Raw genomic sequence first — 12145 nt, forward strand, 5'->3', positions numbered from 1 at the left:
AGCGAGCTTGCTCGCGATGACGGACAGTCAGTTAAGACAGATGTTGACTGACCCACCGCTATCGCGAGCAAGCTCGCTCCCACAAGGGCTCGGTGTTCAGTCCGGGGCTTTGGCTCTTCGGGCCTTGAAGAACTCACTCAGCACCGTACTGCACTCCTCGGCCAACACCCCGCCCTCGAACATCACCCGATGGTTCAGGAAATCCTGGCTGAAAAACTGCCCCTGGCTCTGCACGATGCCAGCCTTGGGCTCCAGGGCGCCGTAGACGACCCGGGCGATGCGCGAGTGGACGATGAGGCCGGCGCACATGCTGCACGGCTCCAGCGTCACATACAGGGTGCTGCCGGGCAGACGATAATTGCTCACTGCCTGGGCAGCGGCGCGGATGGCGACCATTTCCGCATGGGCGCTGGGATCGTGGCCGCTGATCGGGCAGTTGAAGCCGCGCCCGATGATCTCGCCGTCCTGCACCAGCACCGCGCCCACCGGCACTTCCCCCAGGGCGGCGCCTTGGGCGGCAAGGGCCAGGGCTTCGCGCATGAAGTCCTGGTCGCGGCTACGGTCGATGATTCTGGCGGGACGAATCTGGCGCATCACGCCACCTCGATGGCGGCCATCAGGCCGGTTTCCATGTGGTCGATCACATGGCAGTGGAACATCCACACCCCTGGATTATCCGCCACCAGCGCCACCTGCGCCCGTTCGTTCTTGCCCAGCAAGTAAGTGTCAGTGAAGTACGGCACGACCTTGTGCCGGTTCGACGCGATCACCTTGAAGCTCATGCCGTGCAAATGGATCGGATGCTGGTACTGGGTCATGTTCTTCAATTCGAAAATGTAGCTCTGGCCTTTCTTCAGCGTGGCGATCGGCCGGTCGGCGCAGGTCTTGTCGGTGATGTCCCAGGCCTTGCCGTTGATCTGCCACAGGCTCGGCGGCTTGCCATTGTCGACATTGACCGACACCGAGCCGACCCATTCGAAATTGAAGTTGAGCTTCTCGGCATTGGCCAGGTCCGGCTCGGACACCGGGTTGGCTGGCAGTGCCGGCGGCCACTGGGTCGGGGCGTCACTGTTGGGCACCGAACGCAAGGTGCCCAGGCGCACCGGGCCATTGCGCAACGACAATTCCTCGCCGGCCGGCGGCGCCTTGATCGCCAGGCAAATGCGCATGCCCGGGCCCAGCCAGTATTCCTTGCCCAGCGGGCGCGGTTCGATGGGGTTGCCGTCCAGCGCATAGATCTGCGCTTCAACGCCAGGGATGTTGATACGGTAAGTCAGGGTGTTGTCGAGGTTGAGCAAACGCACCCGGGTGATCTGCCCGGCCGGCAGGTCGATCACCGCCTGCGGCACACCGTTGATGGTCGCCAGCCGCCCGGCCGTGCCGCCACGCGCCGCCTCGCGGGGAATGCTGAACTCCACGAACTGGCCTTGCTCGTCCACATGCCAGCTCTTGAGGCTCAGGGTCTGTTCGTACTTGAAGCCAGTCGGCTCACGTTCCTCGACGATCAGCGGCCCTACCAGCCCACGCCCGAGCTCTTCGCTGCTGTTGACGTGGGGGTGGTACCAGTAACTGCCGGCGTCCGGCACACGGAATTTGTAGTCGAAATACTCGCCCGGCAGCACCGGCAGTTGCGAGACATACGGCACGCCGTCCATCTCCAGCGGCAAACGGATACCGTGCCAGTGGATGGTGGTGGCGACCGGCAGGTGATTGATGAAGCGCACCCGCAACCACTCGCCCTGGCGCACCCGCAGCTCGGTGCCCGGCGCCGAAGGGCCGAACGCCCAGGCCTGGGTCTTGTGCCCCGCCACCAACTCGACGTCCAAGGGCGCGGCGATCAATTCATAGTCGTGGCCGGCTTCGGCGTCGGCCCGCTTGCCCAGCCAATACCGCGACGCGCCGCCTGCACCCACACCAACGACAACAAGACCGGCCAGGCCACCGAGTATTTGGCGACGGGTAAAGGACATGAACGCAACCACCTATTGAATCCGCGCGAACCGTTGGGCCCGCAAAAGGCGAATACGATACACCCGCAGATGAGAAACAGTAAGGCCAGCGAAAATGAAAAAAACAAAATGAAAATGCCCTGGGGAAGTTATCCACAGGGCATTTTTTCGTGCACATCGAAGCAAGCCTTTTCGACAGGATCAATCCATTCGCTGGTTATGCATGGCTGCGCCGCGGCGTGAAGAAGGCTAACGCCGCCGCAACGATGAATAACGCGGGCACGTCGCCCACCAGATGGCCGATGTGGCTTGCCCCGTCCATCTCGCCGAAGGACTGCACGGCCATGATCGCGCCGTGCACGACGCTCGACCACACGGTGAACCAGATCAGGCTCAGATGCTTCATCGGATCGCGCGACGCCATCAGCAAGAACACACCGAGCGTCGCGTAAATGCCGACGATCATCAGCGGGTACTGGGAATGGCCGCTGTGCCACGCCCAGCCGGACGGCCACAGGATCATCAGCGGCCAGATCGCGAATATGGCTATCAGACCGACGACGATCAAAACGATGCGCAAGGCGGCCAGTTTCTGAGTGTCATTCATGGCAGGCTCCTTATTGCGACCTCTCATCGTCGCAATGGGTGCCAAGAGTATAGAACGCATCTAGCCTCACCGACCCAGTACAGGCCGTTCGACGACAACGTATTTGTACATGGCTGGTTTACCGAAAGACCGCTCCCGTAAGCCCTTGCGACTCAATCCACAGCCTCGCAGCGACGCTCGTGTCCAGTGCTTGCGCAGGAACCTTGGCAATGGCCGGATAGCCGCGTGTTTCGCCGAGCCTGTCCGGGCCGTAATAGGCACCGCCTTGAGCCTGCGGTGACGTCGCGGCGAAGAGTGTCGGCAACGCCCCCTGCGCTGCCGGCTGGAACAGGAACCACATGTAACGGCGAGCCATACCCGGAATGCTCCGTGCGCCGGCGCCATTGGGCAACAGATCGGTGCGCGAAATGCCAGGATGGGCAGCGATGCTCTGAATGCCCCAGTCCGCAGCATCGCTGCGGCGTTGCAATTCAAGGGCGAACATCAGGCAAGCGAGTTTCGATTGGCTGTAAACCGGCATCGGCTTGTAGCTGCGCTGAGCTTGCAGATCATCGAAGTTGATCGTGCCGCTTCGGGCGGCGACGCTTGAAAGACTGACCACCCGTGGCTTGTTGCCTTTGCGCAGCAGCGGCAGCAGCTGGGCGGTCAAGGCGAAGTGCCCCAGGTAGTTCGTGCCGAACTGCAACTCGAATCCGTCGCAAGTTACCTGACGCTTGGGCGGCGCCATCACTGCCGCGTTGTTGATCAGCAAGTCCAGGCTGTCGCGCGAACTCCGCAGACGCTCGCCGAACGACTCGATGGATTCGAGGCTGGCAAGGTCCAGTGCCCCGAAAGTCACATTCGCGCCGGGAACCCTTTGGCGAATCTGATCGACTGCTGCGGCGCCTTTCGACGGATTTCGACCGGCGATGATGACATTCGCACCGGCACGGGCCAGCGCCAGTGCATCTTGCAAGCCAAGGCCGCCAGTACCGGTGACGACCGCCGTACGGCCGCGTTGGGAAGGGATGTCGGAAACTGTCCAGTGGGTCATGATCCTTGCCTGCCGAGAAGTAGGAATATACACTAGGTGCATATAAATATGCACTCAGTGCTAACTCTGCTGCACTTAGTGCAGAAATGCAATAGGCCATCGGAATGTCAGAATCCTTCCCTCCCGCAGATGCAGCACCCACAGAAGGCTTGCGGGAAAGCAAGCGCCGCGAAACACGCCAGCGCATCGCCGAGGCCGGCCAGCGCTTGTTCCTCGCCAACGGTTACGAAGGCACAACGCTGGACACCATCGCGGCAGCGGCTGGCATCTCGCGCCGCACGTTTTTCTCGTACTTCAAATCGAAGGACGACATCATCTTGTTCTGGCAGGACGCCGATTCGGCCAGGCTGATTGCCGATCTGCTGAAGACATCGCCCGACGTACCGCCACTCGATGCCGTGCGCGATGTGATGGTCAAGCACATCGCGCGCTATACGACCGAGCAGATGACAGCCGTGGACAATCTCATGCGTTCGAGCGAATCGCTTCTTGCGCGCAAGCAGGCGTACTACGCGCAACAGGAACAAGCGCTGTTCAACACGCTGTGTGAGGTCTGGCGGCAGCCTGAGCGGCGGTTGGCCCTTCGGATGGTGGCTGTGGTGTCCGTCGGTGCGATGAGGCTCGCGCTCCAGGCGTGGCGGGATCAGACCGGCCAGCGAAAGCCGGTGGCCAAATTCCTGCAGGACGCCTTTGACAGTTTGAAAACAGAGCTTTGACTGTAGCGACGGGGCGTTTGCGGGTGGACATTGATACCGGACCGAGGAGACGCCAGGAAAGCGCTCAAATCGGCCCACTGGAATTCCTCCCAGCCAACCCATGACGATTTTCTTGCCGCCCTCGTAATCCGTTCCGGCCGAGCCGCCAGTATCGACCAGCCCTCCTCGGGGCGTTCATCGACTGTCTCCTGGATCGCAAACCGTTCGATCGGTTCTAGGGCAAGCGTCTTGGACCCGGTTTGAAGTTGTGCCGTGCGGTGTCGGTAAGCATCGAGGTTTTTCCTCCGATTCATGACGGCTTTCACCGCCAGGAATCCCTGTCAGCTTGCCGGATTGCGTGCCGTGACGATCCACGCCGCGCCGTCGATCATCACCGACCGCTCGCCGGGAAGGCCCGCGAAGGCGGCACGAACCGCGGCCCAGGCGCGGGCGCGGATGTCGTCGGGCTGGTCAGCGAGCACAAGCGACAGCGGGCCGCCCTCGAACGCCATCTTCACCGCGTCGTCGATCGCCTCGTCCCGCGTCCCGCCCTCACCGAACGGGATAGAAGCATCGAAGGGCGCGATAGCGATATCGGTGAAGCCGGCCGCCGTCAGGATGCGTGTCACCCGCCCCCGGTCGCCGAACGAGAATGGGCCGGGCGCTTCGGGACCGGGCGGCGCGGACATTGGGACAATGCCCTTGAGCGCGCCCATCGGCAGGCGCACCCAATCGTTCTCGGCCACGCCGCGCCAGCAGACGAAAGCGACCCGCCCGCCCGGCCGGAGCGCGCGTCGCATATGGGTGAAGGCTCCTGTCGGATCGTCGAAGAACATGACTCCGAAGCGCGAGAACAGGATGTCGAACGCGCCCTCGGGCAGCTCGGCGCGGCTGGCGTCGGCTACCCGGAACAGGGCCGGCTTATCCTGTGGCGCCAGTGCGCGCGCTCGGCCGATCAGCGGTTCGGAGATATCCACGCCCAGCACATGGCCGCCCGCGCCGACGCGGCCAGCCAGCTCCAGACTCGATGCGCCCGCGCCGCAGCCGACATCCAGCACGCGTTCGCCCATGGCGGGCGCGGCGGCTTCGATCGCGGCCTGGCCAAACACCGCAAACATGGCGTCGAGCCGGGCCTGGTTGGCAGCCCAGTACTCACCGCTTTGGCCATTCCAGTCGGCGACCTGATAGGCTTTTTGCTCTGTCATGTTATCTCAGTCCTGATCGTTGGAATCTGTGCCATCAAACCAGCATCGACTGCTGGGCGGAGATGCCCGCCGTCGCGCCTTGCCATGATGCCGTGGTGACCGAGGGCATTGCGGGGTTGGCGAGGTCGCCAGCGGCGTAGATGCCGGGCACGCTGGTTTCGCGGCGCTCGTCGACCTTGAGGACGATGCCCTGGGGCGTATCGACCGTGGCGAGACCCAGCGATTCATGCAGGCGTGCGGACGGTTTGTTGCGCGGATGCGCGAACAGGATGTCGACCGCGACAGAGGGGCCGGCGTCGAGCCTGACGGTGGCGTTATGGCTCTCGTCATGGTCGATTTCGGTGACCCGGCCATCGACGACAGGGATGCCACGGCGAGCCAGATCGGCCCGGATGTCGGGTGGAATGTCGTGACCATTGGCGAAGACCGTCAATGTGTCGGTCCAATCGTGGTACAGCCTGACGTAGTTGTGCGACATTGGGCCGGACCAGACGAGGCCCCAATGCCGGCCGGCAACTTCAAAGCCGTCGCAATAGGGGCAAGGCACGATGGAGGTGCCCCAACCTTCGGCAAAGCCGGGAAGTTCAGGCATCTGGTCGGCGACGCCATAGCTCAGAATCAGGCGGCGCGCCCTGAGGGTTTCGCCCTCGCCCGTGAGGACGGAAAAATCGTCGATGGCGCCGGAGACGCTCTCGGCCCGGGCATTGACCAGTTGGATTGTGGGATAGCGTGCCAGTTGCTGCCGCGCCTCGGCCAGGATCTCCAGCGGTGGCTTGTGGTCGTGGCCGAGCAGGCCATGGGAGTGGTCGGCGAAGCGATTGCGCGGCAGGCCGGTATCGAGGACGGTGACCTTGCGGCGGGCACGGCCGAGCTGCAAGGCGGCGGCAAGACCGGCAAAACTGCCGCCGATGATGATGACATCATTCATGGTGATGGGCTCCGTTTATGGATGGAGGGAGATTGGTTTGTACTTTAAGATACTTTTAAGTACCATAATTCAAGAATTATAATACTGTCAAGTACTGGAATTTTTATGACCAAAAACAGCCAGGCCCGTCGCGGCCGGCCCGCCAACGAGGCACTTGGCCAAACGATAGTCGACGCCGCGGGCGAACTTTTTGTGGAATTGGGTTTTCAAGCGACGACAATGGACAAGGTCGCCCAGCGGGCGAAGATATCCAAGCTCAGCATCTATCGGCACTTCGAGAACAAGGAGGCGCTGTTCAGTGCGGCCATTGCGGCCCACTGCCAGCAGTTTGCACCACAGGCCCTTTTTGCAGGCGTCGACGGTTCAGCCGAAGATCAGCTCATGGCGGTGGGAACAACCTTGCTTCGCACGCTATTGAGTCCGGACGTGCGCAGTGTCGAAGCCATGATCATGGCCGACAAGACGAATCAAAAGTCGTTAAGCAAGCGCCAATACGAAGCCGGTCCCGCCTATGTCATTGCCCAGATCGAGGCCCTGTTGCGTCAGTTGCACGCGAAGGCGGTTCTGAACGTGCCCGATCCTCTGCGGTCCGCCCGTTTGTTTGCCGCGCTTTTCAAAGGATCCGATCTCCTGATAATCGCGCGCTTCGATGAGGCCAGAGCAGAGGACGACAACGAAATCGAATCCTATTGCCGGGCGGCCGTCGCCATGTTCATCGCCGCGCACGAAAAATAACACCATCGAGCACCCAGCAGGGCATTTGGCTCAGCCAATGCCCCGTACCACACCGCATAAACACGGTCTCGGCGATGCACAAAGCGGCCAGAACTTGCCAGGCCAAAAAAGCCAAAAGCCCGCAATTACGCGGGCTTCAGGACATTTCTTGCTAGAGGGTGCCGGACAATGTCGGACGCCTCATCATTCCCACTCAATCGTCGCTGGCGGCTTGCTCGACACGTCATAAGTGACGCGGGAAATACCTTCGATCTCATTGATGATCCGACCGGAAACAGTCTCCAGCAGCTCATAGGGCAGGTGTGCCCAGCGAGCGGTCATGAAGTCGATGGTTTCCACGGCACGCAGGGCCACGACCCAGGCGTAACGACGGCCATCGCCAACCACGCCCACCGATTTCACCGGCTGGAACACCACGAACGCCTGGCTGACCTTGTGGTACCAGTCGGCCTTGCGCAGTTCTTCGATGAAGATGTGGTCGGCGCGACGCAGCAGGTCGGCGTATTCCTTCTTCACTTCACCGAGGATCCGCACGCCCAGGCCCGGGCCCGGGAAGGGGTGGCGGTAGACCATGTCGTAGGGCAGGCCCAGTTCGAGACCGAGGCGACGCACTTCGTCCTTGAACAGTTCGCGCAGCGGCTCGACCAGCTTGAGGTTCATTTCCTCTGGCAGGCCACCGACGTTGTGGTGGGACTTGATCACGTGGGCCTTGCCGCTCTTGGCGCCGGCCGACTCGATCACGTCGGGGTAGATGGTGCCCTGGGCCAGGTACTTGATGTTGTCCAGCTTGCAGGATTCGGCATCGAACACGTCGATGAAGGTGCGGCCGATGATCTTGCGTTTCTTCTCCGGGTCGGACTCGCCGGCCAGGTTGTTCAGGAACTGCTCTTCGGCGTTGGCGCGGATCACCTTGACGCCCATGTTCTCGGCGAACATGGCCATCACTTGCTCGCCTTCGTGAAGACGCAGCAGGCCGTTGTCGACGAAGACGCAGGTCAGCTGGTCGCCGATGGCCTTGTGCAGCAATGCGGCAACCACCGAGGAGTCGACGCCGCCGGACAGGCCCAGCAGCACGTTGTCGGTACCGACCTGGGCACGGACCTGGGCGATGGCGTCTTCAGCGATTTTCGACGGGGTCCACAGGGCTTCGCACCCGCAGATGTCGAGGATGAAACGCGACAGGATGCGGCCGCCCTGCTTGGTGTGGGTCACTTCAGGGTGGAACTGCACGCCGTAGTAACGGCGATCATCGTTGAACATGCCGGCAATCGGGCAGCTCGGGGTACTGGCCAGGATGTGGAAGTCTTCCGGCATCTTGGTGACCTTGTCGCCGTGGCTCATCCACACGTCCAGGCCGAACAGGCCGTCGGCGTCGATGTGGTCTTCGATGCCATCCAGCAGGCGGCTCTTGCCGACCACGTCGACGCGGGCATAACCGAACTCACGCAGGTCCGAACCTTCGACCTTGCCGCCCAGCTGTTCCGCCATGGTCTGCATGCCGTAGCAGATACCGAAGACCGGCACGCCCAGGTCGAACACCGCCTGCGGGCAGCGCGGGCTGTCGGCTTCGTGCACAGACTCGGGGCCGCCGGCGAGGATGACGCCTTTCGGAGCGAATTCGCGAATCGCTTCGTCATCCATGTCGAACGGATGCAGCTCGCAGTACACGCCGATTTCACGCACGCGGCGGGCGATCAGCTGGGTGTACTGGGAACCGAAGTCGAGGATCAGGATGCGGTGAGCGTGAATGTCGAGGGCCATGACTCATTCTCATGTAGTGAATCAGAAACAACTCGGGGCTGAATGAACAGCCCCGGTGATTAACGTTTTGCTGGAAGCCTTAACCTACGCGGTAGTTCGGCGCTTCCTTGGTGATCTGCACGTCGTGGACATGGGACTCGGCCATGCCGGCGCCGGTGATGCGCACGAATTCCGGCTTGGTACGCATCTCTTCGATGTCGGCGCTGCCGGTGTAGCCCATGGAGGAACGCAGGCCGCCCATCAGTTGATGGATGATGGCGCTCAGGGTGCCTTTGTACGGCACGCGACCTTCAATGCCTTCCGGCACCAGCTTCTCGGCACCCGCGGAGGAGTCCTGGAAGTAACGGTCGGAAGAGCCCTGGGCCTGGGACATGGCGCCCAGCGAACCCATGCCGCGATAAGCCTTGTAGCTACGGCCCTGGAACAGCTCGATCTCGCCCGGCGCTTCTTCGGTGCCGGCGAACATCGAACCCATCATCACGCAGTAGGCACCGGCGACGATGGCCTTGGACAGGTCACCGGAGAAGCGGATACCGCCGTCGGCGATCAACGGCACGCCCGTGCCTTCAAGGGCGGCGGCGACGTTGGCGATGGCGCTGATCTGCGGCACGCCGACACCGGCGACGATGCGGGTGGTGCAGATCGAGCCTGGGCCGATACCGACCTTGACCGCGTCGGCGCCGGCTTCGGCCAGGGCCTTGGCGGCTTCACCGGTGGCGATGTTGCCGCCGATCACCTGCACGTCAGGGAAGTTCTGCTTGACCCAGCGAACGCGGTCGATCACGCCTTTGGAGTGACCGTGGGCGGTGTCGACCACCACCACGTCAACGCCGGCATTGACCAGGGCGGCGACGCGGTCGCCGGTGTCCTTGCCAGTGCCGACCGCAGCGCCGACGCGCAGACGACCCTGGTCGTCCTTGCTCGCCAGCGGGTAGGCCTTGGCTTTTTCGATGTCGTTGACGGTCATCATGCCCTTGAGGGCGAATTTGTCGTCGACGATCAGCACGCGCTCGATACGGTGCTTGTGCAGCAACTCGCGGACTTCGTCCTTGTTGGTGCCTTCCTTGACCGTGACCAGGCGCTCTTTAGGCGTCATCACTTGGCGGACGGAAGCATCGAGACGGTTCTCGAAACGCACGTCGCGGGAGGTGACGATGCCGACCAGGTCGCCATCATGCAGTACCGGAACGCCGGAGATGTTGTGCATGCGGGTCAGTTCGAACAGATCCCGGACCGTGGCGTCAGCCTCGATGGTGATCGGATCCTTGACCACGCCAGCCTCGAACCGCTTGACCTTGCGCACTTCGGCGGCCTGCTGTTCGATGGTCATGTTCTTGTGGATGATACCGATACCGCCTTCCTGGGCCATGGCAATGGCCAGACGGGCTTCGGTCACGGTGTCCATGGCGGCGGAAACCAGGGGGATATTCAGTTCGATGCCACGGGTGAGACGGGTTTTGAGACTGACTTCGTTAGGCAGTACTTCGGAATAACCGGGCACTAGGAGAATGTCGTCGAAGGTCAGAGCTTCTTGGCTGATACGCAGCATCGCGGGGGCTCCCGAGCGGGAAAATGGAAGCGCGCCATTATACTCATGGACCCCGTCTGGCTCAATGTAAAACTCTGTCTATTATTGGCGGGCTGATTGACGGGCTAAATCACTGACTGCATGCCAACCCATATTCCCTGTGGGAGCGAGCTTGCTCGCGATAGCGGCGTATCAGTCAACACCGTATCAACTGCCCCGACGCCATCGCGAGCAAGCTCGCTCCCACATTGGCTCATCGGCGCCCTTACAACTCCACCCGCACCCAACTCACCGGCTGATCGAGCCAATCGGCGAACTCATCGAGAAAGTCCTGCTTGAACCCCGCCTCCAGCCAGTTGTTGAAAATGAACCCCAGGTTGGAAAAGCCGCACGGCTGCAGGAACAGAAAACCATTGATGTCATCTTCATGGCCGCATTCGGGGCAGGTGAAGTTGTCGGTGCGCGCTGGCATCCAGTCTTCCAGGCTTTCGAACAACGCTTCACCGATTTCCTTGCGGCACTCGGCACAGCCGGCTTCTTCGAGAAAGCCCTTGGCCGGTGTATAGATGCAGCGCGTGGTGATGATCTCCAGGCCATTGATCGCTTCGCCGAACGGCAAGGCTTCGGGATGCAGGACCACCGCCCGTGCGCCAGGGGCGATGGCGTGGGCCATGCGATTGCCGGTGCGCCCGCAGGTGGTCAGTTGTTCTTCGACAATATTTTTGCGCACCAGCCAGCGCACGATCGCCCGGGCCCGGGGTTCGTGGACCGGCAGGGTGGAAATTTTCGGGACGATGATGCTTTGCGAATTCATGACGAGGCCTGGAGGTTCCCATGGGGGCGAATAAAGGCCGGCAGCTTAATCCCTGGCCAAGCCAGGTCAAGCACTCAGGTAACGCCCGATCAAGGCAATGCCGCTGGCGAGCACCAGCCAGGTCACCAAGCGCACGAACGCCTCGCGCGACAACCTCATGGTCAGGCGACGCCCCACCCACAGCCCCAGCGCCATGGCCGGCAACAAACACAGCGCCAGTACCAGCAAGGGTAGCTCGGCATACACACCCGCGACGATAAACAGGCTCAAGCGCACCACGGTGCTGCAACTGATCAAGGCACTTTGCGTGGCCCGGGCCGGGTCCTTGGGCAGACGGCTATTCAAGTAAATGGCATATAAAAAGCCGCCACTGCCAAACAACGCCCCGAACATCCCGCCCACCGTGCCCAGCGGAAATGCCCACCGCGATGACAGCTGCGTCGGCCGGGTTTTTATCGACAGGCTATAAACGGCATAGCTGCTGATGAACAGTCCCATCAACAGCAACAACAGGTCGGACTTGAGGTTGAGCAGGAAAAACACCCCCAGGGTGCAGCCCAGTGCCATGCACGGCAGCAACCGCAGCAGCTCCTGCCGGGACACATCCCGACGCGATGGCAACAGGTTGCCGAAGGCCGCGACAAAATCCAGCAGGACCAGCAGCGGGATGATCTTCGACAAGGGCATGAACAGCAGCAAGATGGGCGCGGCCACCAGCGCCGTGCCGAACCCGGCGATGCCGAACACGATGTAGGCCAGTGCGATGGCCAGGCCGATCACCAGCCATTCCAGGGGCGCAAATGCCCACTGGCCCAACCACGACAGAAGATTCATCCGGCACTTCCTTGATGACGAAGCGGCGACTTTAGCCAGATGTTTCGGAGCATATC

12 protein-coding genes are annotated in these 12145 nt (G+C 61.9%); 2 read left to right on the plus strand and 10 right to left on the minus strand.

Annotated features, from left to right (window positions below):
- Nucleotides 1-96: 96 nt before the first annotated feature.
- The 4 genes from tadA to BLU85_RS08155 form a co-directional block, all read right to left on the minus strand.
- Nucleotides 97-594 carry a tRNA adenosine(34) deaminase TadA gene (gene tadA, locus BLU85_RS08140; RefSeq protein ID WP_092202329.1) on the minus strand — a complete coding sequence of 166 codons (498 nt, stop codon included), beginning with the start codon at nucleotides 592-594 and terminating at the stop codon, nucleotides 97-99.
- Nucleotides 594-1970 carry a multicopper oxidase family protein gene (locus BLU85_RS08145; RefSeq protein ID WP_063322835.1) on the minus strand — a complete coding sequence of 459 codons (1377 nt, stop codon included), beginning with the start codon at nucleotides 1968-1970 and terminating at the stop codon, nucleotides 594-596. Before BLU85_RS08145 ends, tadA begins: the two co-directional genes overlap by 1 nt.
- A 196-nt stretch (nucleotides 1971-2166) precedes the next feature.
- Entirely contained in the window at nucleotides 2167-2556 is a 390-nt protein-coding gene (locus BLU85_RS08150) for a DUF6632 domain-containing protein (RefSeq protein ID WP_092202331.1), read from the minus strand.
- Nucleotides 2557-2674: 118 nt separating this feature from the next.
- The gene (locus BLU85_RS08155) at nucleotides 2675-3589 is read right to left on the minus strand and encodes an SDR family oxidoreductase (protein WP_092202333.1); all 915 of its coding nucleotides are present in this window, start codon (nucleotides 3587-3589) and stop codon (nucleotides 2675-2677) included.
- Between the two features lie 104 nt (nucleotides 3590-3693).
- Between BLU85_RS08155 and BLU85_RS08160 the strand changes: the two genes are divergently transcribed.
- Nucleotides 3694-4305 (plus strand): TetR/AcrR family transcriptional regulator, encoded by a 612-nt coding sequence (locus tag BLU85_RS08160; RefSeq protein WP_092202335.1) that lies wholly within the window; start codon nucleotides 3694-3696, stop codon nucleotides 4303-4305.
- A 320-nt stretch (nucleotides 4306-4625) separates the two neighbouring features.
- Here BLU85_RS08160 and BLU85_RS08170 read toward each other — a convergent pair whose 3' ends face one another.
- A complete protein-coding gene (locus BLU85_RS08170) occupies nucleotides 4626-5489 on the minus strand; it encodes a class I SAM-dependent methyltransferase (RefSeq protein WP_092202337.1) in 864 nt (287 codons plus the stop codon).
- A gap of 34 nt (nucleotides 5490-5523) precedes the next feature.
- The gene (locus BLU85_RS08175) at nucleotides 5524-6417 is read right to left on the minus strand and encodes an NAD(P)/FAD-dependent oxidoreductase (RefSeq protein WP_092202339.1); all 894 of its coding nucleotides are present in this window, start codon (nucleotides 6415-6417) and stop codon (nucleotides 5524-5526) included.
- 105 nt (nucleotides 6418-6522) lie between these two features.
- Between BLU85_RS08175 and BLU85_RS08180 the strand changes: the two genes are divergently transcribed.
- Entirely contained in the window at nucleotides 6523-7152 is a 630-nt protein-coding gene (locus BLU85_RS08180; protein WP_092202341.1) for a TetR/AcrR family transcriptional regulator, read from the plus strand.
- A gap of 183 nt (nucleotides 7153-7335) precedes the next feature.
- On the opposite strand, the gene guaA is transcribed toward BLU85_RS08180, so the two are convergent.
- The 4 genes from guaA to BLU85_RS08200 form a co-directional block, all read right to left on the minus strand.
- Nucleotides 7336-8913 (minus strand): glutamine-hydrolyzing GMP synthase, encoded by a 1578-nt coding sequence (gene guaA / locus BLU85_RS08185; RefSeq protein ID WP_072408106.1) that lies wholly within the window; start codon nucleotides 8911-8913, stop codon nucleotides 7336-7338.
- A gap of 79 nt (nucleotides 8914-8992) precedes the next feature.
- Nucleotides 8993-10462, minus strand: a complete 1470-nt coding sequence (guaB, locus tag BLU85_RS08190) for an IMP dehydrogenase (RefSeq protein ID WP_060739079.1) — start codon at nucleotides 10460-10462, stop codon at nucleotides 8993-8995.
- Nucleotides 10463-10706: 244 nt separating this feature from the next.
- Nucleotides 10707-11255: a sugar ABC transporter ATPase gene (locus BLU85_RS08195; protein ID WP_092202343.1), complete on the minus strand. Its 549-nt coding sequence runs from the start codon at nucleotides 11253-11255 to the stop codon at nucleotides 10707-10709.
- 66 nt (nucleotides 11256-11321) lie between these two features.
- Nucleotides 11322-12089: a sulfite exporter TauE/SafE family protein gene (locus BLU85_RS08200; protein ID WP_092202344.1), complete on the minus strand. Its 768-nt coding sequence runs from the start codon at nucleotides 12087-12089 to the stop codon at nucleotides 11322-11324.
- Between the last annotated feature and the right edge of the window lie 56 nt (nucleotides 12090-12145).

Source organism: Pseudomonas sp. NFACC14 (assembly GCF_900106885.1).
Lineage (GTDB): Bacteria > Pseudomonadota > Gammaproteobacteria > Pseudomonadales > Pseudomonadaceae > Aquipseudomonas > Aquipseudomonas fluorescens_AA.